20 protein-coding genes and 1 pseudogene are annotated in these 23168 nt (G+C 63.9%); 7 read left to right on the top strand and 14 right to left on the bottom strand.

Annotated elements, in window-relative coordinates:
* Positions 1-2: 2 nt before the first annotated feature.
* From SC1_RS22490 to SC1_RS18155, 7 genes and pseudogenes are all read right to left on the bottom strand, one after another.
* Positions 3-299: pseudogene (locus SC1_RS22490) on the bottom strand (DUF1428 domain-containing protein); the annotation flags it as partial.
* A gap of 29 nt (positions 300-328) precedes the next feature.
* Positions 329-1003: a glutathione S-transferase family protein gene (locus tag SC1_RS18180; RefSeq protein ID WP_062185732.1), complete on the bottom strand. Its 675-nt coding sequence runs from the start codon at positions 1001-1003 to the stop codon at positions 329-331.
* A 25-nt stretch (positions 1004-1028) separates the two neighbouring features.
* Positions 1029-1703 carry a glutathione S-transferase family protein gene (locus SC1_RS18175; RefSeq protein WP_238586773.1) on the bottom strand — a complete coding sequence of 225 codons (675 nt, stop codon included), beginning with the start codon at positions 1701-1703 and terminating at the stop codon, positions 1029-1031.
* A 2-nt stretch (positions 1704-1705) separates the two neighbouring features.
* Positions 1706-1924: a DUF4287 domain-containing protein gene (locus SC1_RS18170; protein ID WP_062185730.1), complete on the bottom strand. Its 219-nt coding sequence runs from the start codon at positions 1922-1924 to the stop codon at positions 1706-1708.
* Entirely contained in the window at positions 1921-2337 is a 417-nt protein-coding gene (locus SC1_RS18165) for a DoxX family protein (protein WP_062185728.1), read from the bottom strand. Before SC1_RS18165 ends, SC1_RS18170 begins: the two co-directional genes overlap by 4 nt.
* A gap of 24 nt (positions 2338-2361) precedes the next feature.
* Positions 2362-2796, bottom strand: coding sequence for a VOC family protein (locus SC1_RS18160; protein ID WP_062185726.1), 435 nt, complete (start codon positions 2794-2796; stop codon positions 2362-2364).
* Positions 2797-2867: 71 nt separating this feature from the next.
* The gene (locus tag SC1_RS18155; protein WP_083436069.1) at positions 2868-3557 is read right to left on the bottom strand and encodes a TetR/AcrR family transcriptional regulator; all 690 of its coding nucleotides are present in this window, start codon (positions 3555-3557) and stop codon (positions 2868-2870) included.
* Positions 3558-3742: 185 nt separating this feature from the next.
* Here SC1_RS18155 and SC1_RS18150 point away from each other — a divergent pair, with 185 nt between their 5' ends.
* The 3 genes from SC1_RS18150 to SC1_RS18140 all read left to right on the top strand — a co-directional run bounded on the left by SC1_RS18150 (position 3743) and on the right by SC1_RS18140 (position 7364).
* Positions 3743-5251, top strand: a complete 1509-nt coding sequence (locus SC1_RS18150; RefSeq protein ID WP_062185724.1) for a YifB family Mg chelatase-like AAA ATPase — start codon at positions 3743-3745, stop codon at positions 5249-5251.
* The gene (locus tag SC1_RS18145) at positions 5251-5544 is read left to right on the top strand and encodes a DUF1905 domain-containing protein (RefSeq protein WP_062185722.1); all 294 of its coding nucleotides are present in this window, start codon (positions 5251-5253) and stop codon (positions 5542-5544) included. The genes SC1_RS18150 and SC1_RS18145 overlap by 1 nt, the downstream gene beginning before the upstream one ends.
* Before the next feature lie 62 nt (positions 5545-5606).
* Complete coding sequence (locus SC1_RS18140; protein ID WP_062185719.1) at positions 5607-7364, top strand: GGDEF domain-containing protein; 1758 nt, start codon at positions 5607-5609, stop codon at positions 7362-7364.
* A 50-nt stretch (positions 7365-7414) separates the two neighbouring features.
* Here the strand turns inward: SC1_RS18140 and SC1_RS18135 are convergent, their stop codons facing one another.
* Both SC1_RS18135 and SC1_RS18130 read right to left on the bottom strand, forming a co-directional pair.
* The gene (locus SC1_RS18135) at positions 7415-7795 is read right to left on the bottom strand and encodes a polymer-forming cytoskeletal protein (RefSeq protein ID WP_152682492.1); all 381 of its coding nucleotides are present in this window, start codon (positions 7793-7795) and stop codon (positions 7415-7417) included.
* A 1-nt stretch (position 7796) separates the two neighbouring features.
* On the bottom strand, positions 7797-9023 hold the full coding sequence (locus SC1_RS18130; protein WP_062185715.1) for a M23 family metallopeptidase: 1227 nt from the start codon (positions 9021-9023) through the stop codon (positions 7797-7799).
* A 231-nt stretch (positions 9024-9254) separates the two neighbouring features.
* Between SC1_RS18130 and SC1_RS18125 the strand changes: the two genes are divergently transcribed.
* Positions 9255-10661 carry an isoprenylcysteine carboxylmethyltransferase family protein gene (locus SC1_RS18125; RefSeq protein WP_370568756.1) on the top strand — a complete coding sequence of 469 codons (1407 nt, stop codon included), beginning with the start codon at positions 9255-9257 and terminating at the stop codon, positions 10659-10661.
* 338 nt (positions 10662-10999) lie between these two features.
* Here the strand turns inward: SC1_RS18125 and SC1_RS18120 are convergent, their stop codons facing one another.
* The 5 genes from SC1_RS18120 to SC1_RS18100 form a co-directional block, all read right to left on the bottom strand.
* Positions 11000-13261, bottom strand: coding sequence for a TonB-dependent receptor (locus tag SC1_RS18120; RefSeq protein ID WP_062185713.1), 2262 nt, complete (start codon positions 13259-13261; stop codon positions 11000-11002).
* A 157-nt stretch (positions 13262-13418) separates the two neighbouring features.
* Positions 13419-14792 carry a glutamate--cysteine ligase gene (locus tag SC1_RS18115; protein WP_062185711.1) on the bottom strand — a complete coding sequence of 458 codons (1374 nt, stop codon included), beginning with the start codon at positions 14790-14792 and terminating at the stop codon, positions 13419-13421.
* A 52-nt stretch (positions 14793-14844) separates the two neighbouring features.
* Positions 14845-16890 carry a hypothetical protein gene (locus SC1_RS18110; RefSeq protein WP_062185709.1) on the bottom strand — a complete coding sequence of 682 codons (2046 nt, stop codon included), beginning with the start codon at positions 16888-16890 and terminating at the stop codon, positions 14845-14847.
* The gene (locus SC1_RS18105; protein WP_062185707.1) at positions 16890-18800 is read right to left on the bottom strand and encodes a proprotein convertase P-domain-containing protein; all 1911 of its coding nucleotides are present in this window, start codon (positions 18798-18800) and stop codon (positions 16890-16892) included. Before SC1_RS18105 ends, SC1_RS18110 begins: the two co-directional genes overlap by 1 nt.
* Before the next feature lie 166 nt (positions 18801-18966).
* Entirely contained in the window at positions 18967-19713 is a 747-nt protein-coding gene (locus SC1_RS18100) for a 16S rRNA (uracil(1498)-N(3))-methyltransferase (protein WP_062185705.1), read from the bottom strand.
* 250 nt (positions 19714-19963) lie between these two features.
* On the opposite strand from SC1_RS18100, the gene SC1_RS18095 reads away from it, so the two are divergent.
* The 3 genes from SC1_RS18095 to SC1_RS18085 are packed head-to-tail and all read left to right on the top strand — an operon-like array spanning position 19964 to position 23111.
* Positions 19964-21910 (top strand): pilus assembly protein, encoded by a 1947-nt coding sequence (locus SC1_RS18095; protein WP_238586772.1) that lies wholly within the window; start codon positions 19964-19966, stop codon positions 21908-21910.
* Positions 21907-22461, top strand: coding sequence for a TadE/TadG family type IV pilus assembly protein (locus SC1_RS18090; RefSeq protein WP_062185701.1), 555 nt, complete (start codon positions 21907-21909; stop codon positions 22459-22461). Before SC1_RS18095 ends, SC1_RS18090 begins: the two co-directional genes overlap by 4 nt.
* On the top strand, positions 22458-23111 hold the full coding sequence (locus SC1_RS18085; RefSeq protein WP_062185699.1) for a hypothetical protein: 654 nt from the start codon (positions 22458-22460) through the stop codon (positions 23109-23111). Before SC1_RS18090 ends, SC1_RS18085 begins: the two co-directional genes overlap by 4 nt.
* Positions 23112-23168: the final 57 nt, after the last annotated feature.

Raw genomic sequence — 23168 nt, 5'->3', positions numbered from 1 at the left:
GGCATCTCGCCGCCCATCGCTTCCATACGCGGGTCGCTCATCATCTTTTGGTTTGCGGCGTCGCGCGTCGCCCTGTCGGGATATTCGAACCAGCTGAACACGACGGTTTCGTCGGGCTTCGCCTGCACGGCGCCCTTGAAATCGTTGACCTTGCCGTCGGGCACGTCGTCGCCCCAGCATTCGACCATGCGCGCGACGCCGAATTCCTTGAACAGCGGCGCGGCGTCGGCGGCGTGCTTGCGATAGGCTTCCTTGTTGGCGGTCGGCACCGCGACCACAAATCCTTCTACATAGGTCATCTTGTCTCTCCTTGGGGGGTGGGAGGGTTTCAGGCGGCGGGCGGTCCCGCTTCTTCGCTGAAGGCGGCCAGCTGCGCGTCCATCGCGCGTTGAAAGGCGGGGCGGGCGAGGCAGCGATCGAGATAGGCCTGCAATCGCGGTTGCTCGGCGATCAAGCCCGCCTCGACGGCTTCGCGCAGCACCGTTGCCATCGCGATGTCGGCGACGGTGAATTCGCCTGTCAGATAGTGTTTGTCGCCGATCGCGTCGTTCAAGCGGCCGAGCCGACCCTGAATGAATTCGATCAGGCTCGGACGGCGCAGCTTCGCCCATTCCTCTTCGGTCGAGAAAATGTCGACATTGCCAAGCTCGAACAGCATCGGCTCGACGCTGTTATAGGCCGCGAACAGCCAGGCGAGTGTGTTGGCGCGCGCCTGCGGGTCGCGGGGCATCAGCCGCGCGTCCTTTTCGGCGAGGTGAAGCAGGATCGCGCCGCTCTCGAACAGGCGGATACCGCCATCGTTGAGCACCGGGACCTGGCCCCACGGCTGGAACAGGAAATGGTCGGCGGGGCGGTTGATCGCGCTGATCAGATGTTCGGCATAGTCGAGTCCGATTTCCTCGCAGGCCCAGCGCGGGCGGAGGTCGCGGACATAACCGCGCGCGAAATCGGGGACCCAGTCAAAGGCAGTGACTTCGATCTTGCTGTCGGGGTTCACAGGCATGGCGATCTCTCCTCGTTTGTGGGGTTCAGGCGGGTAGGGGTTCGCCGACTGCGCAGTCGGCCAGATGCGCCGCCATCGCGCTCTGAAAGGCCGGGCGGGCTTTTCCGCGCGCGACATAGGCGGTCAGATTGGGATGCGGCGCCAGCAATTCCGGATTTGCGTTGCGGAGCACATCGACCATCACGATGTCGCCGATCGAAAAATGATCTTCCAGCCAGTCGCGGTCGCCCAGCGCCTGCGACAATCGGGACAGCCGCTGCTCGGCAAAGGGCTTCGCCGCTTCGATCGCACCGGCGAGCCAGTCGGTGCCCTGTCCCTTGACGGTCAGCACGACCAGGGTCTGGATCATCGGTTCGACGCTGTTGAGCGCGGCGATCATCCAGCTGATGGCGCGCCCGCGCCCTTTCGCGTCGCGTGGCAACAGACGCTCGTCGGCTTCGCCGATGTGGATCAGGATCGACCCCGTTTCGAACAGGGTCAGGTCGCCTTCCTTGTAAACCGGAACTTGCCCGAACGGCTGATCGGAAAGATAGGCCGGCGCCTTGTCCTCGAAAATGCCGCCGATCAGCCGCGTGCGATAGGGTTGGCCGATTTCGTCGAGCGCCCAGCGGACGCGGACGTCCTTGATACGGCCGTAAGCGAAATCCGGCACCGATCGGTAGGCAGTGATTTCGGGCATGGCCTCGGTTCGGGCGGACATGATCAGCTCCTCTTCCCTTTGATATAGGCGACGATCGACATCGCGTGGCCGTGGCCCAGGTCGAAGTCGCTTTTCAGCCAGTCGACGATCGCGGTTGCCTTGACGCCGGGGGCGAGGCCGCTTTCGTCGGCCAGGCCCTTGTCGATCGCGAAGCTTTTCAGTTCGTCGGCCGATTTGCCGGTCTTGGCTTCGACATTGTCGAGATAGGCCTGAAAGCTCATGCGCTTGCTCCTGTCCGCAGCGGGATCAGCGCGCGGAGGCGCGGGTCGCGCAGCCACAGGCCGCCCCACAGCATGATGCCCAGGTAAACGCCGAACAGGCTGTGGCTGAACAGCGGGCTGTTGATGCGCACATGCGTGCCGATCGCGCCGCCGAGATAGCCGGTTATCAAGATCGCACCGAGGATCGCGGTGCGCGGCCAGATATAGAGCAGGGTCGGGATCAGTAGCAGTATGCCGAGCATCGTCATCGTCGGGACGTCGAGCGGCCATCCGAGATCGGGCGGGCTATATTTGATTGCGGTTTCGGGTGAGACCAGCTTGAGCCCCGCATCGAAGAGAAGGAAGAGGATCACCAGGCCACTCAAGACATAGCCTGCGATCAACTGACCCTTGCCGGTTTGTTGGTCTGTCATCCTCTTCCTCCTCCCTTTTTCATTTTATGCGTTGGCTTCGGCGGGTTCGCCGGCGGGGATCGCGGTGGGGTCCATCCACATCACTTCCCAGATATGGCCGTCGGGATCTTCGAAGCTGCGGCCGTACATGAAGCCATAATCCTGTGTCGGGGTCGGGTCGGCCTTGCCGCCCGCCTTGACTGCCTTGTCGACCTGTCCGTCGACGGCTTCGCGGCTGTCGGCTGAAACGCAGATCAGGACCTGCGCGGTGCTGTGTGCGTCGGGGATCGTCTTCGACGTGAAGGTCGCCCATTTTTCATGCGTCAGCAGCATGACGTGGATCGATCCTTCCTCGACCACCATGCAGGCCGCGGTGTCGTCGGTGAAGGCGGGGTTGTTCGCCGCGCCGACCGCCTCGTAAAAGGCCTTCGACTTTTCAAGGTCGGTGACCGGCAGGTTCACGAAAATCATCTGGGGCATCTACTCTCTCCTTGGGGGTGGTGATTATTGAAGTCAGCGCGCGCGGCGCGCGGCGGCAATTACGCGCCGCGTCATGACGCGCCTCCGCTGCCGAACAGCATCCGCACATAACGCTTCAAATGGGTGACGGTGCCGCGCGCAATCGCCGGATCGTTCGTCGTTTTCGCCAGGACGAAGGCGCCCTGCAGCACCGACTGGACATGTTGGGCAAGGCCAAGTGCGGTGATATCCTCGGGCACCCCGTAAACATCCATCGCGGCCTGAATGTCGGGGGCGAGCGCCTGGCAATAGGCGTTGATGCTCGCTTCGCACGCGGCGCGGATGCGGTCGTTGGTCGCATAGGCTTCCTGCACCATCGTGCCGACGAAGCAGGTATAATCCTCAGTCGGTCCGTCGAGCATCGACAGGCGGAAATCGATATGGCCGAGCAGGCGGTCGAGCGGATCGTCCAGCTTCACATGCGGCGCCAGTTCGAACATCGGTCGCGCACGCTCGGTCCAGCCCTCTGCCGCCGCGATCGCCAGTTCTTCCTTCGAAGCGAAGTGATGGAAAAAGGCGCCCTTGGTCACGCCCGCGGCGGCGCAGATCTGGTCGACCGTCGTCGCCGAATAGCCCTGCTTGCGTACGGTGGCATGCGCCGCCGCGATCAGCCGCGCCCGCGCGCTGCCCCGCGGGGCGCGCACTCCCGCAGTACCGCCGCCCGCCGGGGGGACATCGCGGGCGGCGGCTGCGGGGATCGAGGGGGGCTGATTCGTCGTCATGCGAATCGACATACCGACTAGTTGGTATGTTGTCAAATATGCAATCGGGGTTACGCTCCGCGGCACCCCCGCCTTCGCGGGGGCAGGCTTTTCGCCAACTTCCGAAAAAGACTCGACCTTCCCGTCACTTCGCCTAAAGAGGGGATGGAACAAAGGGGGCACAACGGTGCGGTTCCGGGGGAAAGATGGTCGCAGTCGTTTCCACTGTCGCGTATCTCGGCATCGAAGCCCGCGGGGTTGAGGTGCAGTGCCAGGTCACGCCCGGCGTTCCGCGATTCGTCGTCGTCGGCCTTCCCGACAAGGCGGTGGGCGAAAGCCGCGAACGCGTCCGCGCCGCCATCGCCGCGATCGGCCTCTCGCTCCCGCCCAAGGTCATCACGGTCAACCTGTCACCCGCCGACCTGCCCAAGGAAGGTTCCCACTACGACCTTCCGATCGCATTGGCCTTGCTCGGTGCGATGGGGGTGATCGATGCGGAAACGCTGGCTTCCTATGTGGTCGTCGGCGAACTCGGGCTCGATGGACGCGTCGCGGCGTCGCCCGGCGTCTTGCTAGCCGCGATCCACGCCGGCAGCGCCGAGCGCGGGCTGATCTGCCCCGCGGTCCAGGGCCCCGAAGCGGCGTGGGCGGGCAATGTCGAGGTGCTTGGCGCGCCCGACCTCCTGTCGCTGCTCAACCATTTCAGGGGTAATGCCCTGCTAGCACCGCCGGTGCCTGGAGAGGTGGAGATTCCGGCGCGCGCGGCTGACCTCCGTCAGGTAAAGGGGCAGGAGACCGCAAAGCGCGCGCTCGAGATCGCCGCGGCGGGCGCGCATAATCTGATGATGTCGGGACCGCCGGGCGCGGGCAAGTCGCTGATGGCGGCGTGCATGCCGGGCATCCTTCCCGACCTCTCGCCCGCCGAGGCACTCGAAGTGTCCATGATTGCGTCGGTTGCCGGCGGGCTTGAAGGCGGTGGCCTGATCCGCGCGCGGCCGTTTCGTAGCCCCCATCATTCGGCATCGATGCCCGCGCTCATCGGCGGCGGGCTGCGCGTGCGGCCGGGTGAGGTCAGCCTCGCGCACCTGGGTGTGCTGTTCCTCGACGAACTGCCGGAATTCCAGCGCGGCGTCCTCGATTCGCTGCGCCAACCGCTCGAAACGGGCGAGGTCAGCGTTGCGCGCGCGAACGCGCATGTGACCTTTCCCGCGCGCGTTCAGTTAGTGGCGGCGATGAACCCCTGCCGGTGCGGTCATCTGGGCGACCCGGCGCTTGCGTGCAGCCGCGCACCGCGCTGCGCCGCCGATTATCAGGCAAAGCTGTCGGGCCCCCTGCTCGATCGCATCGACCTGCACGTCGAAGTGCAGGCGGTGAGCGCCGCCGACCTGGTCCTGCCGCCGCCCGCCGAGGGCAGCGCCGAAGTCGCGGCTCGCGTCGCGGCGGCGCGAGCGGTGCAGACCGCACGCTATGCGGAGCACAAGGCGCGGACTAACGCCGAGATCGACGGCGAACTGCTCGAAGCGGTTGCGACCCCTGACGAGGCAGGGCGCAAGCTGCTCGCACAGGCGGCCGAAGCGATGCGGCTGTCGGCGCGCGGCTATACGCGAATCCTGCGCGTGGCGCGCACCATCGCTGATCTGGCGGGCAGTCAGGATATCGGGCGCATCCATATCGCCGAGGCGCTCAGCTATCGCCGGCAGGCACCGAGGAACTGATGGAAGAAATCGTCTTTGAAACCGTCATCATCGAATGGCACGGGCCGGCACCCTTCCTCTTCGCGCCGGTGCCCGACGAACATGTCGGCGCCCTCCGCTACGCGGCGATGACCGAAAGCTATGGCTGGGGTGTCGTGCCCGTTGTGGCGACGATCGGCGACACGCTGTTCGCGACGTCGCTCTTCCCGCGCGATGGAGGCTATCTGTTACCCGTCAAGGTCGCGGTCCAGAGGTCGGAGCAGGTCGGCGTCGGCGACCGGATCGCGGTCAGGATGCGCGTGGGCCGCGCCTAGGCTCGCGCGAATCTCGCCATGGTGGTAAAGATTTTCGAACATATTGATGCGATGGGGTAGGGATGATCGCAGGGGGCAATCTTCTGGCGCACATGTGCGGCCGGCTCGGGCTGGGTTTCGTCCTGCTCGCGCTTGCGTTGTGGGGTCCGCCGGCAGCCGCCGCGATACTCGACGTCGACCGCGACCTTTGTCACGCGCAAAGCGAACTCGCCACGCCCGACCGCGGGCTCGCCGCGCTTCGCTTTTCGTGCAGCGGAGCGCCCACGGGATATCAGCAGGAAAGCCTGTGGCTTCGCGCTCCGCTCGAAGGCGGCGGCGCGCGGCGCGGCGATGTCGCGCTGATGGTCCACCAGTCGCGCTTCGACCGGCTCGCCGTAGCCTTTTCCTACGCCGACGGCGCGACGCGCTGGCAGCAAGTGCGGGCGGGCGACTATGGCTCCTATTGGCGTGCGGGCGGGCAGATATTGTTCGAAGCGCCCGAACGCGGCGCTGCGTTGACCGCGGTGACCATGCGCTTCGACCGCCTGTCGGGCCATCAATTCCTCCACGCGCGGACCGTATCGAAGGCCGAGGCGGGGATGCAGTCGGCGGGCATGGCGGCCGCGGTCGGCGCCGCGCTGACGCTGCTGCTTGTGAGCTGCATTTACAGCCTCTCGCTCGCCTTTGCCGTGCGCCGGCAATATCTGGCATGGCAGGCGGCCTGGGCAGGGACGATGCTGCTCTGGGGTACGCTCTGGTCGCAAATCCATCTGGCGCTGGTGCCGGGCTTGGCCGGGACGGTGACGACGCAGATCTGCACCTTTCTTTCCTGCCTCGCCATTGCGCTCGCGACGATCAGCGCGGCGACCTCGGTCGATCGCGGCAGTGCGCCGAAAGCGCTCCGGACCGCGGCGCTCATCTGCGGTTTGGGTGTCGGGCTGGCGGGGATTCCGCTGGCGATGATCCGCGGCGAGAGCCTGGGTTCGCTCGCCGATATCCTGGGACTCGTGATTATCGCCGACCTTCTGGCGGTGACGATCTATGTCGGCTGGGCATGGCGGCGCGGTTCGGTCGAGGCGCGCGACTTTCTCGCGGCGTGGGGGCTGCCGATGGCGGTGCTCGCGATCATCCACGTCGTCGACGTCGAAGACGGGTTCTGGGGTGGCGGATCGAAGCTGCTGGTCCTTGCCGCCGCGACTTGGCAAGCGCTGTGGCTGGCCGCTGCGGCGACGCGCCGGCTTGGGCATCTCCGCATCGAACGCGACCATGCGCGCAGCGCCGAGGCGCAGGCGCAACAACTCGCGCGCCGCGACCCGCTCACCGGACTGCCCAACCGCCGCGGCTTCGTCGAGAGCGTGACGCCGCTGCTCGAACGCGCGCGGGCGGACAATCTGCCCGCCGCCCTGTTGCTGGTCGACATCGATCGCTTCAAGTCGATCAATGACATCTACGGCCATGACGCAGGCGATGTCGTGCTGTGCGGCATCGCGCGGCGGATCGAGCGCTGGGAAGGGGCGATGTGTACCGTCGCTCGGCTGGGCGGCGAGGAATTCGGCCTGCTGACGATCGGGATGGAAGGCATCATTCTCGGCCGTTTCGCCGAGAGTATTCGGCGCGGGATCGCGGCGTGCGATCATAGCGAGACGGTCGGCGACCGGCTGGTAACCGCCAGCGTCGGGGTTGCCGAGGTCCGGCCGGCATGTGATTTCCAGCAGCTATACCGGCTCGCCGACGAAGCGCTCTATGATGCCAAGCGCGGTGGGCGCAACAAGGTGGTCGTCCAGCGGCATTATGACATGCCCGAACGAGCGGTCGGCCGCGAGGTCGCGAGATCGAATTGAAGGGGCCGCGCAAACGCGGCCCGAGATCAAAAATCGGCCGAAGCCGGAGCTTAGTTTGAGACGACTTCGAGCGGCGGCGGAGCTTTCGCCGCAGCGGCGCCGTGGCGGCGATGGCTCAGCTTGCCTTCGACCTTGCCGCCGTTTTCGATCGTGATGCTCTCATAGGTCACGTCGCCGGTGATCCGCGCGGTCGCGTGGACGATCAGCGTCTTCGCCTCGATCGCGCCGTCGAGCAGGCCCGCGATCTTCGCGGTTTCGGCCACGACCGATCCCTTGATCTCGCTCGCCTCGCCCTGGACGAGATTGGCGCATTTGAGGTCGCCGTCGATCTTGCCGTCGACATGCAGGTCGACGCTGGCCGAAACATTGCCGGTGACGACGACGTCCGACCCGAGGATCGAAAAGGTCGTGTGGCGGGCGCCCGTAGCCATTTTAGCGGGCACCACGGACGGCAGCGACGGAACCGACTCGCTGTCGGGCGTCGTCTTTGACTTCGAGAACATCGGCTTTGGCCTCCAGGAAGCGGCGCGGGTTGACCGCGACGCCGTTCAAACGGACTTCGAAATGCAGGTGGCTGCCGGTCGAACGGCCGGTCGAGCCCATTTTGGCGATCTGCTCGCCGGCGGCGACCTGCGCGCCGACCTTGGACGTAAAGCCCGACAAGTGGGCGTAGCGGGTCAGGATGCCCTGGCCGTGATCGACCTCGACGACATTGCCGTAGCCCGACTTCTGTCCGACATAGACGACGCGGCCAGGCGCGGCGGCCAGGATCGGCGTGCCCATCGGTCCGGGGAAATCGAGCCCCGAGTGCATCGCGCCAGCACCGGTGAACGGATCGCTGCGATAACCGAAGCTCGACGAGAGCATCAGCACGTTCGCGGGCTGACCCGACGGGATCGCGACGAGCGTACGTTCGAGCACTTCCATACGGAACAGTGCGCTTTCGAGCGCGGCGAAGGATTTGCCGAGCGAACTCGCGCGGCCGGTGCGGCCGCGATAGGGGATGAACGGACCACCGCGTCCGGCCGCGGCGTTGCGGATCAAAGCGGCGGGGTTCATGCCAAGCTTGGCGACGGCGCCCTCGGCCTTCGCGGCGCGTTCGTTGACGGCAGTCAACAGACGGTTGGCGAAATCCTCTTGCCGCGCTTCGAGGCGGGCGAGAATTTGCGCTTCGGGCGGCAGGTTCGGGTCGATCACGGCGCCAGTTTCAAGCCGGGAGGTCTTCAGCGGCGCCTGCTCGGCAGCCGGCGCAGCGCCTTCACCATGGGCTTCGGGCGTCACTGCGGCAGGCTCGACACCGAAATGGACTTTCGACCATTCCTCGAGCTGTTCCTGCCGGTCTTCGAGATCGGCGGCCGTTTCGGCGACATTGTCGCGATATTTGGCGATGCGGGCTTCGGCGGCGCTCGCTTCGGCCTGCTGCGCGGCAACAGCAGCGCGTTCGTCGGACTTGAGCAACTGGTTGATCAGGACGGCAAGCGTGACCGCCGCCCATGCCAGCAGCACCGCGCCGGCGATCAGCGCGACGCGCTTTTGCCAGACCGCGCTGACGCGCAGGAATCGAACGTGACCGTGCGTGCGAACAAAGATTTCATGGTCCTGAAACAGCGCAGAAAACCGCTGGCGCAATTCGCGCAGACCCGTTGTTTTCGATGACAAGTGGCGACCCCATCTTGTGTTTTATTGGAGCCCTCCGCCCCGATTGATGCGCCCTTTATCAGGCCCTTTACCGTGGTGCGAATCTTTGGAGGGCGACTCGGGCCGAGTCGAAACCATCGCGCGGTGAACGGTGTCAAACTGTCGGAACGCCGCCATTTTGGCAGGAAAACGCGCGCGAATCGGTAAATGATATTGACGGCTTGCTTACCATTTTCGGGTAGCGCTAAGCGGGTGAATATCATGGCGAAATCAGCTTCTTCCGAGCCCTGCGAATCGGCAATCGGCGCCGACGCGCGCGTAACCGCCCGTCCGCGTTCTGCGGTCAGCGCGGGCGTGGGCATCGTCGGACTCGCCGGTCTGGTTAGCTATTTGCTTATCGCGCGCTTCGCCCCGGACATCGCGGCTTTCCTTGGCATCGACTGGGGAAATCGCGGCGCGATGAACGGCCCCAACTCGGCGATCGCGAGCGTGCTCGCCTGCGGCCTGCCGATGGTTTTGTGGTCGGTGTTTGTCGACAAGGTGCACCGCAATCCGTCGACCGGGATCGACTGGAGCCAGCGCCGCCCGTGGCGCGAGACACTCGACATCAGCCTGACCAAGCTTGCCGGAATGTGGGCGACCTGGGGGCTGATCGCGCTGATCTATGCAACGATGCGCTATTATTGGGAGGGCAATTACGCCTTTTCGATGAACCTGCTCGAGACGGTTGCGCCATGGCTGCTGCTTGTGTCGGTGCCCTATATGCTGTGGCTCGACCGCCGGATGGTCGAACCGCGTGACGGCTGCTGGCAATTCGGGCGCTGGCTGATCGCGCCGGGCAAGCCCGTCGACGGCCGCGCGATCGGTCATCATCTGCGAGCTTGGGCGGTGAAGGGGTTTTTCACTGCCTTCATGCTATCGATCGTGCCCGGGAATTTTTCCGCGCTGGTCACGGTTCCGATGAGCGAGGTGCTCGCCAACCCCTATATGACCGGCCTTTGGGCGATCAATTTCCTCTATCTGGTCGACGTCCATATCGCGACCGTCGGCTATATACTGACGCTGAAACCGCTCGACGCGCATATCCGCACCGCCAACCCCTATGGCATGGCGTGGGTCGCGGCGCTCGTCTGCTATCCGCCCTTCATCCTGATGAACGGCGGCCCGCTCGACTATCAGGTCAATGGCTCCGACTGGGGGTATTGGCTGGCGGGGCATGAAAATCTGCTGATCGTCTGGGGCATCGCGCTTGTGCTGCTCACCGCGATCTACAGCTGGGCGACGATGGCGTTCGGCATCCGCTTTTCGAACCTGACGCACCGCGGCGTCATCACGCATGGCCCTTATGCCTTCACGCGCCACCCGGCCTATATTTCGAAGAATCTTAGCTGGTGGGTCGGCTCGCTGCCCTTCCTCGTCACCGCCGGCGGCTGGGTCGAGGGCGCGCGCAACGTCATTCTGCTCGGGCTGGTCAGCGGCGTCTATTACTGGCGCGCGAAGACCGAAGAGAAGCATCTCCTCGCCGATCCCGCTTATGCGCGATATTGGAACTGGGCGCAGGAACATGCGCTCGTCCCGCGCTTCTTTGCGAAGCTGACGGGGCGGGCACGCCCGCTGATCCGGCTGGAGCCCGACGAGCGCGTCGGGCCGGTGGCTTAGCGCGATCCCGCCGCGGCGGTCCTCGATCGCCATGACATGGCCCTGCGGCTGATAACCGCACAGGGTCAATCATAGGGCGATATTGTAGGAAAGCACTTTACCGCCGTGCCGGTTCTATTTCATCTGAAGCGGTAGCTGGCGACCGGCGGTTGCGGTCCCTCTTCTCGTCACCCCGGACTTGATCCGGGGTCCCGCTGCTCCGCGAACTGTATAGATGATTTCGACAAGCGGGATCCCGGATCAAGTCCGGGATGACGAAGGAAGATCAAGTAACGTCCGCTTACCAACCCCATACCGGCTCCCTCCCCATCGCGGCGCGACGGGGAGGGGCGTCAGGGTCAGAATTTGAAGCTTGCCTCGAGCCCGTAAATGCGGGGTTCGTTGACGTAGCTCGTCAGGTTGTTGAAATCGATGCCGCCGGTCGGCGATTCATCGTTGGTGATGTTGCGCACGAAGCCCGCGATGTCGAAGCGATCGGTCTTGTAGCCGACGCGCACGCCACCCTCGAGCAGCTTGTCGTCCGAGAATTCGACCGAGCGATAGAGGAAGAACTGCACTTTCGAGCGATAATACCAGTCGGTGAAGGCATAGATGGCGCCGTCGCCGACGGGGATTTCATAGCCCGCAGTCCAGTTGAGCGTGAACTTCGGCGACTGCGGCAACTGGTTGCCGTCGATCGAGAAGATGCCCGGGCTGCCTGCGCGCGGCGGATCGAGCACGGTGCACGGCGTCGCCGAGCCGCAACCCGCGACGAAGGCGTTGGCATCGTCGATCTCGGCGATGTTCCACGCGCCGCCGATCGAGAAGGTCAGGCCCTTCGCTGGAGCCGCCTGGAGTTCGGCTTCGATGCCATGCCCCTTGGCGTCGACGTTGAGCAAGCTCGCGACGTTCGACGTGCCGCCGACCGCGGTGAGTTGCAGGTCCTTGGTGTCGAAATAATAGCCGGTCAGGTTGAAGCGGACGCGGTTGTCGAGGAAGTTGGTCTTGATCCCCGCTTCATACGACATCGTCTCTTCTTGATCGGCGGTCGAGATGACGCGCGAGAAGGTCAGGCGGCCCTGCACCGACGGTGCGCGATAGCCGCGCGCGACGCGGGCGTAGAGGGTGACGGCGTCCGACGCTTCATAGGTCGCACTGGCGTCCCACGTCAGCAGCTTGCCCTTGACGCGCGCGGCCTGCGGCGGGACCGGGGTGTTCGGGTTGACGACGAAGTCGGGGCGCGTTTCGACCGGACGCGACGCGACGAAATCGCGCGTGTCGTGATTATAACGCGCGCCGGCCTGCAGCTTGAAGCCATTGTCGAACTCGTAGTTGACCGAGCCGAAGAGGCCATAGGCTTCGCTGTCCTGCCGCTGGATCGCGATCGCCGACGGGGTGGCGTCGGTCGGGCCGCCGAACTCGAAGCTCGAAATGTCGAGCTTTTCGTCGAAATAGAAGGCGCCGAACTGGTAACCGAGTCCGCCGTTGTTGTTCGAGGCAATGCGGATTTCCTGTGTGAACTGGTCGAGGCTCGGCACATTGTCCTGGCTCTGCGCCTGGAACGGAATAAGCCCCGGACCCGACACGGGCAGGAACACCGCGCCAAAACCGCCGTCGATATCGCCGCGGCTGCGGAAATTGCCGTTCCAGTAGGAGGTGATCGAATAGGCGGTCACCGGCCCGAAATCATATTCAAGGTTCAGCCCGGCATTATAGGTGTTGAGCTTCTGGAAATTCAGCCCGTCCTGATAGACTTCGTCGCGCTTGAATTCGGTGCCCGCTCCGCCAAGACCGACGAGCTTGTTGCTGCCCGGAAGCTGCGTGTTGGCGCGGAAAATGATCGCCGATCCGTCATAGATGCGGACCTGACCGGTCACGCGGCCGGTGAAGGGACCGTTTTCATATTGGAGCTGAAGGCGCGCGGCGATGTCGTCATAACCGCCAAGATCCTTGCTCTTGGTCGTCGCGACATTGTCGACCCAATTGTCACGATGCTGGAACAGCGTCGACAGGCGCACCGAAAAGCCGTTGTCGTCGGCGGCGCCCGCCGCGACTTCGACCTGCGTGGTGCCATAGCGGCCATAGCTGGCGCGCGCATAGCCGCCGGTCTTGCCGGGCTTGACGGTGTCGAACTTGACGATGCCCGCGGGGGTGTTGCGGCCGAACAGCGTGCCCTGCGGCCCGCGGAGGACTTCGACGCGGTCGAGGTCGAAGATCGGGAAACCCTTGAGGATCGGGTTTTCGAGCACGACATCGTCATAGACGACGCTGACCGGCTGCGACGCGTTGAGGTCGAAATCGGTGTTGCCGAGGCCGCGGATATAAAAGCGCGGGAAGGTGCGGCCGAACGAGCTTTCGATATTCAGGCTGGGGACGCGGCCCGCGAGGACGCGGACGTCCGAACCGGTCGAAGTGATCGCATCGAGCGTATTGCCCGACAGCACCGAGACGGCCACCGGCACATCCTGCAGGCTTTCCTCGCGGCGCTGCGCGGTGACGACGATGTCGCCAAGGCCGCTGTCTTCAGCGACGGGAGCTGCGTCCTGCGCAGCGGCGGGGGCCGCCCACGCCGACGTGGCGAGAGCAATGCTTATAGCGATAGTGGAAGGAAAGTGGCGCATGGCGAGCTTCCTGAAACAGAGTTGACGGTGGGAGAGTGGAAAAACCAAAGGCTCTTTGGCTTTCCGTGCGCCGGCAATCAATCGCGGAAGCGCGCACCGCTGACGTTCGTGTCAGCAGTGTTGCGCATTTGCTGCACTTTTGCGGCGCTGTTGTCTCTTAGAAGCTCAATTCGTCGTAGATCTTCGACAAATCCTGGTTCCACGGGCCCTCATAGCGATCGAGCAGGTCATGCGCAGGCGACTTGCCGCTCTTGGCGATGCGGCGCAGCGGTTCGAGGAAGCCAACCTCATTGTCGCCCATCGAATTGACCTCGCCGCGTGCGGCGAGGCCCGCCGCCGCGATGTCGAGAACGCGGTGGGCGAGTTGCCCTACGGTGCCGCCGCCCGGCGCCGGCGCGTCGAGCCCTTCGCTCGGCACGGCATCGCGCAGCGTCTGCTGCTCCTCAATGCTCCAGCCCTTGACCAGATCCCAGGCGGCATCGAGCGCGCTCTGATCATAGAGCAGACCGACCCACAGTGCCGGAAGCGCGCAGATGCGGTTCCACGGACCGCCATCGGCGCCGCGCATTTCGAGAAAGCTTTTGAGCCGCACTTCGGGAAAGGCGGTCGACAGATGGTCGTTCCAGTCGGAGAGGCGCGGCTTTTCGCCCGGCAACGCGGGCAGATCGCCCTTCAGGAAATCGCGGAAGCTCTGCCCCGCGGCGTCGATATATTTGCCGTCGCGGAAGACGAAATACATCGGCACGTCGAGCATATAGTCGACATAGCGCTCGTAGCCGAACCCATCCTCGAACACGAACGGCAGCATGCCGGTGCGCGCGGGATCGGTGTCGGTCCAGATGTGGCTGCGGTACGACATATAGCCATTGGGCCGCCCTTCCGTGAAGGGCGAGCTGGCGAAGAGCGCGGTCGCGAGCGGCTGGAGCGCCAGCGACACGCGGAATTTCTGCACCATGTCGGCCTCGGACGAATAGTCGAGGTTGGTCTGGATGGTGCAGGTGCGCAGCATCATGTCGAGGCCCATCGTGCCGACGCGCGGCATATGGTCAAGCATGATCTTGTAACGGCCCTTGGGCATGATCGGCAGTTCGGCGCGCGTCTTGTCGGGCCACATGCCGAGCCCGAGGAAGCCGAGGCCGAGTTCGGCGCCGACCTCTTTCACCTGTTTCAGATGGCGGCCGGTTTCGGCGCAGGTCTGGTGCAGATTTTCGAGCGGCGCGCCCGACAGTTCCAATTGACCCGCGGGTTCGAGGCTGACGGTGCCGTCGCTGCCCGCGAGCGCAATAACCTTGCCGCCCTCGATCACCGGTTCCCAGCCGAAGCGGGTGAGTGCCATCAACAGGTCGTGGATGCCGCCGGGTTCGTCATAGGAGGGTGCACGATGATCGGCGGTGCGATAGACGAATTTCTCGTGCTCGGTGCCGATGCGCCAGCGGTCCTTGGGCTTTTCGCCCTTGATCATGGGGACCGCGAGCTGGTCGCGATTTTCGACGATGGGATCGTTGCTGTCCGAGGCGGTGCGCGTGCTCATATCGCGCCATTATACGGTTCGGTACAGAATGCAATCGGCTGTTGCCTGCGCCCTATTTCACACGGGCGCGGAGGTTGATCGTGAAGCTCGATCCCGGCGCCATCGCGCCCTTGGGACGGATGCGGACATGGGTGATGCTGTCATCGACGCCGTTGGCATCGGCGGCAGGCGCATAAGTCCAGCTGGCGCCGCCATTGTTCGAAAATTCAAGATCATCGGCATTGTTCGACAGGCTGGTGAAGCCATAGGTGAGCCCGCTGCTGCCCGCCGCGAACAGGATCGGGCCTGGTCCCGGCGCATAAGTGCCGACGAACAGGCTGAGATCCGAGGGAATCACATCGGTGACGATCACGCTGCCCGCCGTCGGCGCCGTACCCGACGGTGCGGTGACGGTCAGGCTGTAATTGGCAAAGCCGCCGGGGATCAATTTGGCGTTGGTCAGGCCGTTCACCGGATCGCTGTAGGCGAGTGAGGTCTTTGCGATCGAAAGCGGCACGATATACGTATTTGTGAAAGTGCAGATGATGGCCGTGTCGGCGGCGTTCACCACCAGCACATTGCCGGCGAGCGCGGTTGCATTGCCGGTGCAGGCGAGCGCCTGCGCATAATTGGCGCCATTGCCCACGGTAAAGGTTTCGCTGAGGGTGGCGCTCTCGGCCGCGTACACGGTGACCGCGGCATTGGTATCGGTCTCGTTCGCGCTGTTCGCGACCGACGAGAGGCTAGCGTTGTTGATCAACCCGCTCGTCGCGACGGTGACGGCGTTGGCGATTTGCGCGTTCGCCCAGGTCTTGCGAACGACGAGCGTCGCCGACTTGCGGCTGTTCGTCCAGCTACACGTGAGCGAGGTGCCCGATGGCATGACGACAGTGCGGCTGAGACCGCTGCCCGATGTCGCGACGATGGCATTGTCGCTGTTGCGCCGGCATTCGAGGCTGCTGTTGTAGTTGGCGGCCGCGCCGGTCGTATAGGCTTCGGTCAGCGTCAGCGTGCTGCCCGGGGTCGCGATGGCGGTTGCGTTGGTCGTGGTGCCGCCGACGGTCGAATTGCCAGCGGTCGGTAGCAGGCCGCCCGCAATCGACAGGCCGACCGCGTCGCCCGCGATCCCGTTCGTCCAGTTCTTGGCAAGGACGACGGGCGAGTCATTGTCGGTGATCGTATAGGTGCTGGCGGTCCGCGCTGCGCCGCCGCAGCTCGACGTGCTCGATACGGTGTAGCCGGTTCCGGTATTCAGCGCGATCTGGATGGTCTCGCTACCCTCGGTCGCGGTTTCGTCGATAATCTGGATGCCGAGCGGGACGGTGACGTTCTGATAGGTGCCCGCGGGAATGGTGACGGTGAAATTCGCGCCGCCGCCTGGCGTCGTATAGTCGGTGCCGCGCGTCGCGGTGCCCCCTGTGATGCTGACATTGACCGTGCGCGCGCTGAACAGCGTGCCACTGACGATCAGGCCGGGGAGGTTCGCCGAGGGGATCGATTCGACCCCTGACGATGCCGCGGTCGACAGTTCGACGAAGGGGTTGAGCGTGATGCGGATGTCATCGAGGAAGTTGCCGTAGCTGCCCGCGTCGGTGGTGATGAACTGGACGCGTTGTACCCCCGATGCGCCGCTGTAGGTGGTCGACCCCGTGTTGACGTTCCACACATTGTTGATCGTCGACGACTGGGTCGCCAGCAACTGGATTTGCGTGCCGGTGCTGCTGGCGATCTGGAAGCGCGCGGTCTGGGTCGCCGGGCCGCCCGAGCGCGCGCGATGGGCAAAGGTCCAACCGATCGACTCGCCATTGACCATGCAGATATTCTGATAGAGCGCGCCGGGAACATTCGCGTTCATCTCGGCAAAGACCGACCCGTCATAGGCGGGGACGCCCTGGAAGTTGCTGTCCCAGAGTTCGATCTCTCCCGACGCCGAATCCCAGCCAGTGACGGACCCGTTCGAATAGATTTCGTAGTTCGCCGCGCCGGGCCCCTGCGGGTCGTTCGCTTCGAAGGACGGGTTCACGATCACGCGCTGCGCCGCGGCCGGCGGCGCGATCGTCAGCGCGGCGGCGATGGCGATCGCACAAAGTCGAGCGAGAGAGCCTTGGCGACCGTGCATCAGTTGACGGTCACGTCGAACGTAACCGCCATGGTGCCCGTTGGCGCCAGCGTCGGCGTGGTCGCGGCCACGGTGGTGCCGGCGATCGATGCTCCGAAGGGGTCGCTCTCGTCGGCGCCGCTCGCGTTATCGTCTTCGACCGTCGTGGCGCCCGCGCAGCTTGTGCCGCTGCGCAGCGAGCCCGGGATGAAGGTCGTGGTCGCAGGCAGAGGGTCGCCAACGTTGATACCGGTCGCGGTGCCGCTGCCATTGTTGGTGACGAGGATGCAATAGCGCATCGTCGCGCCCGGGATCGCCTTTGGATCGGTCGTGCCATTGGTCGGGTCGCTGACGACGCTGCTGGTCTTGGCGATCGTCAAATTGGTGGTCGGGCGGCAGAAAGTGATGTCATGGATCGCGGCGCCCTGTTGTCCGGGATCGGCCGGAGCGAGGCTGTGGCTGCCATAGGTGATCGTGATGGTATCGACGGGCGCGGAAAAGGTCACGACGACATTGCCGTTGGCGCTGTTATCGGCTGAGGTGACGTCGCCATAGGCGCTGTTGCCGATGACATAATTGCTGATTCCGTTGGTCAAGGTCGGCATCACCGATGCCCCGTTGAAGCTGCCCGTGACGGTCAGACGGTCGGCGAATTGTCCCGCCGCATAGTCGATGTCGAACACGCGAAACTGTGCGCCGGGAACCGCAGTCGGCAGCGTGATCGTAGAGGTGATGGCGCCGGCCTGGCTGGTGAAATCGGCAATTTCAAAGATCGAAAACTGCGCCGGGCTGAACCCCCCGGTGACGACATTCTGGCGCGTCGGCGACTGGCCGCCATAGGTCGCGTTGTTCAGGAAGCTTCCGCCGCTGATGGCGATGCCCACATTCATCGTGCCGATTGCGGTCAGCGCGTAATTGCCGCTGGTCGTCCCCGCCGCCCAGCTGACGCCGTCCCAGTCGTGTACCGTCGTCCCCACCGGGCAGACAAGCGTCGGTGGCGTTCCCGCGACGCGGGTGCCCGACACGGTAAAGGTCGCGCTGTCATAATCATCCTCACCGGCAGCGCCGTTGCCGGGCGTCGAATCGAAATCGAAGGCCGACGACGCGCTGACCTCGGCGCTATTGGTCACGCTTGCTCCCGCGGTGGCGGTGACGGTGCCGGTGATCGTCAGCGTCCGCGTCGTCCCGGGCGGGATGCTGCCGACTGCCCACACGCCTGTCGTACTGCTATAGCTGCCGAAACCCGAAGCGCCGGTGAAAGCGAATCCCGCAGGCAATACATCCTGTACCGTCACGCCGGTCGCGGTAAGCGCCGAGCCGCTCGCGTTTGTCACGCTCAATATATAGTTGATGCTGGTTCCCGACGCGGGCGATGCATTGCTCACCGACTTGGTCAGCGACAGATCGGCGGACGGTGCGATCGGCACGGTCACGAGCGTCAGGTCGGTGCGCGTAAAATTGCCGTTGTCACCATTGAGCGAGTCGCAGATTGTGAGCTGCCAGGTTCCTGCCGAACCCTGTCCGTTGAAACTGGCGAGCGAGCCTTCGGGACGGAATGTGCGTTGGTAGGGCGGCGCCGCGGCCGTGTTGTCGTTCGTCGTGTGCGTCGAGATGCTCGCCGCCGCGCTGTCGTCGAACAGGACGTTCAGATTGTCTGCCGACGTGCCGACATTGGTGATCAAATTGACCACCGTGCCGGCTGGCGACACCAAAGTCGCGCGGACATCTCCTCGGTAGGTGTGCGTGAACTGGACGCCGATGTTCACGTCGGTGACCTGCGCATTCGCGGCGACCGTGAAATTTCGCACCATCGGGCTGGTGCACGTCGTCGCGGTTTCGCTGATCGTGCCGGTCGTCGTGTTGCTGTAGCTTGTGGTGGTCTGTGCGGCGGCGGGATTGCTGGCAAGCGTCAACGCCAGCCAAACGAGCATGAGACATACTCGCACAGACTGCAAACACTGGCCCCCACGCCAGCGGTATCGGCTCTGGTCCCGCCGTTGCATGGCGCCGCTATGCCCCGTGCATAGCTAATATCCGGTTAAAATCGGTGACTTGGCGGCGATTCTGTTCGGTGACGGGACAGAATATCCGGCCCGGCTAGTCCCCTGACCAGTCGCCATGTTGCGCCATCCACACGCCGATTGCCGCGATGGCTGCGGTTTCGGCCCGCAGGATGCGGGGGCCGAGCGCGATGCGGCGCACGGCTGCGTGAGCCGTCAGCATGGCGCGCTCCTTATCGGTGAAGCCGCCCTCGGGCCCGGTCAGGATCGCGGAGGGCGCGGGCGCTTCGACCTTTGCCAGCGGAACCCCGCCGGCCTCATCGGCGAATAGAAGCGCACGGTCCGCGGGCCATTCCTTCAGCAACTGGGGCAGTTTGACGGGTTCGGCCAGCATCGGCAGCGCGGTGCGCCCGCATTGCTCGCAGGCTTCGACGATCTGCGCCTCGAGCCGCTCGCGCTTGACGCGTTCGACGATCGTGCGTTCGGTAATCACCGGCTGCAGACGGCCGATGCCAAGCTCGGTCGCCTTTTCGATGATCCAGTCGAGCCGCGCCTTCTTCACCGGCGCAAAGCACAGCCACAGATCGGGGACCTGCTCGATCGCCTTCGTCTGTCGTTCGATACGCAGCGTGAGCGCCCGTTTCGCCGCATCGGCGACGATCGCGAGCCATTCGCCGCTGACATTGTCGAAAAGCAGGATCGGATCGCCCACCTTCATCCGCATGACGTTGAGCAGATAATGCGCTGCTGGGCCGTCGATGACGGGGGCGGCACCCTCTCCCAGCGGCAGATCGACGAACAGGCGGGGGGTGCTGGCGGGCGGCCAGGCTGGAGTCGCGGGCATGTGCGGCCGATAACAGAAGGCGATATTTTGTGCATCCTTTGCCGTGAGGCGATCGGCTTTGTCCCGATCCGGGTCAAAAGCCCGAATCCAGGTCGGTTTGCCGATCCCCGATTAGCGTTTTGGTAAGCAGTTCCCCTCTAGGTGCGAGATTACCAGTCGCGCATCTGGGTGGGTGGCGCCTCTGGATTGAGGGGTTTTGACCATGCGAGGGACCTTTTTCGGCTGTCTAAGGACGGCCACCTCGAAACTTTTGGGCGATCAACGCGGCAACGCGATGATGCTGACCGCGGCCGCGATCGTGCCGGTAATCGGCATCGTGGGATCGGCCATCGATATCGGCCGCGCCTATATGACGCAGCTTCGACTGCAGCAGGCGTGCGACGCCGGCGTGCTGGCCGGGCGGCGAGCGATGGCGGCGGGCCTTTATGACGACGCCGATAAGGCCGAAGCGACCAAGATGTTCAGCTTCAACTTCCCCACGGGCATCTATGGCAGCCGCAACGTTGCCTTTGTTTCCGTGGCCGAGAAATCCGACGTCAACGGTACCGCCAGCGCGATCCTGCCGACTGCGATGATGTATATTTTCGGCAAGACCCAGTTCAACCTGGCCGTCGCCTGCACCGCGAAGCTGGAAATCTCCAACGTCGATGTCATGATGGTTCTCGACGTGACGGGGTCGATGAAGGACAAGGCCACCTCGTCCGATACCGACACCAAGATCGTGGCGTTGCGGAAATCGGCGATCGCCTTTTTCGATACGCTGACCAATGCCGACGTTGGCGATGGACGACTTCGCTTCGGTGTGGTTCCTTATAGTTCGACGGCGAACGTCGGGCGGATTCTGTTGGCGAAGAATCCCGCATGGCTGGCCGACGAAAGCCAGATTCCTTCGCGGTCGCCGAAGTTGAAACCTGTCTATTCGAACCCACAGACGGTGGACGATACCAATTTTACCAACGGCACAACGACATTTGGCACCTGGACCGCGGTCAACAGCACCAGCTACAACCAGACGCAGTGCGGTAATCAAACTCCGCCGGCGGATACGACGCCGACCGCGTCGGGGCAGCCTTCGCTGAATCAGACCGGGCAATATGTAAATAGTGACGGCAATCGAATCACGACATACGATAATAGCCAGGTCTATCGCTATTATACTCACCGCTACCGCTGGATTCCCAAGAATGGGAAGGTCGCTGCCTATTGCGAACTTCAGCGCAGCACAGCGACCTTCACGCGGACGCACACGACGACGGTGACCGAAACGCCAACCTTGGTGTTCGACAATAAATATACCTATGAAAACCGCACCATTCCTGTCGGGCCCGCGAAATTGGGTAACCCGATCGTCTTGGATACGGGCGATAGCGGCACCAACTATTCGGTGACATGGGGCGGGTGCGTGAGGGAACGCCACACAGTGCCATTCGCATCGAATGAAACTGCTCCCAGTGACGCGTTTGACATGGACATCGACTCGGCTCCGACGTCCGACCCCAAGACGCAATGGCAAATCCTGGTCCCCGAACACGCCTTTCCGCGCGCAAGCGGGCCCGGCAGCAAGCCGTCGTCGACCAACGGTATTGTCGTCAACAGCAGTGATGTGAGCAGCGACAGCACGACCAACGGCAGTTGGCAGCGCTATTCCAAATATTGGTCGAACGGCTGGGGCGTCTGCCCCGCGGCCGCGATGAAGCTCACGACCATGACCAAGACCGACAAGACCAGCTTCAGCAACTATATCAACGCGCTGCAGCCGCTTGGCGGAACCTATCACGATGCCGGCATGGTCTGGGGGGCTCGCCTCATTTCGCCGACCGGCATTCTCGCTGACGAGAATGGCCCGTACAGGGATCGGCCGGTCAGTCGGCATATCGTCTTTATGACTGACGGTGACATGGCGCCCAATATGGGGAACTTTTCCTTCCAGGGTTATGAATGGACGGCGCAGCGCATCGGGGCAACGGATGATGCCGAGCTGACGAAGCGTCATAACAATCGTTTCGTCCAGCTTTGCCGCGCGGCGCGCGAGCGGGGCATTACCGTCTGGGTGGTCTCGTTCGGCGTCGGCAGCAACGCCAACCTCAACAGTTGCGCGTCGTCGGGACAGGCCTTTGAAGCTGCCAACGCCGCGCAGCTCAACAGCCAATTCCAGGCGATCGCCCGCCAGATCTCCAAGCTGAGGCTGTCGAAATGAGCCGCCTTTCCAACCTGCTTCGCCGTCTTCGCCGCCATCAGCGCGGCGTAGCGTTGGTCGAATTCGCGCTTACCGCGCCGGTCTTCCTGCTGCTTCTGATGGGCATCTTCGACTATTGCTGGCAGATGTACGCTCAGCAGGTGTTGCAGGGCGCGGTCGCCAAGGCCGGGCGCGACGCGACGATCGAAACCTATGCCATCGATCAGTCGAACCTCGACAAGCGCGTGCGGCTGCAGGTGCAGAAAGTATTCAAGGGCGCCCAGGTCAGCTTCAACCGCCGCGCCTATGACGACTTCAGCAGCATGAAGCCGCCGCGTTCGGTCGACTATGACCGCGACGGCGTGCCGGATTGCTGGGAGGATGGCGGCAAGGCGGGCAACGGCGGCGCCGACGACGTCGTTCTCTATACGGCGAGCATGAAGTTCGACCGGATCCTGCCTGTCTGGCGAATGTTGGGCCAACCCCAGAGTACGACCCTGACGTCGACGACCGTGCTTCGCAACCAGCCGTTCGCCAATGGCGCCCAGGTCGTTCCGGAGACTTGCGGATGAACATTTCTTTCCTCCGACGCTTTCGCGTCGTCGCGCGGCGCCTTGTACGGAACGCTCGTGCGACCGTGCTTATCGAGATGGCCTTCTGCATCCCGCTCCTGGTGCTTCTGGGTTTCGGCGGGCTGGAGATGGCGAATCTCGCGCTGATCAATACGCGCGTCAGCCAGATTGGGCTGAATACTGCCGATAATGCCTCGCGTATTGCGGCTGGCAGCAACCTTGCGCAGCCGCAAGTCCGCGAGGTGGATATCAACGAAGTGTTCGTCGGTGCCGAAAAACAGGCCAAGGGACTCGACCTCAACGGCCGCGGCCGGATCATCCTCTCGAGCCTCGAGCGGAACAAGGATGACGGGCAGTGGATTCACTGGCAGCGCTGCTACGGCAATATGAAGGTTCCTTCCGCCTATGGCCCCGAAGGAACGGGCGCGACGGGAACCAGCTTCAAGGGCATGGGGCCGAAGGATCGCGAGGTCACGGCGGCGTCGGGTACCGCCGTGATGTTCGTCGAGGTCATCTATCAATATGATCCGCTGCTGTATGGAAAATGGCTAGGGCCGCGCACGATCCGGTCGGCCGCCGCTTTCAACATTCGCGAGGCACGCGACCTGTCGGGCGTCAAGTCACCGGGCACAAAGGCTAGCTGCACCTGACCGGCGTCGGTCGACGCTTCTTAGCGATCGGGCATTTATCCTGGACGCGGCGACTGC

It is taken from the genome of Sphingopyxis sp. C-1 (assembly GCF_001047015.1).
Taxonomy (GTDB): domain Bacteria; phylum Pseudomonadota; class Alphaproteobacteria; order Sphingomonadales; family Sphingomonadaceae; genus Sphingopyxis.
The sequence above is the reverse complement of the archived record's forward strand: the minus strand, read 5'-3'. Positions and strand labels throughout refer to the sequence as shown.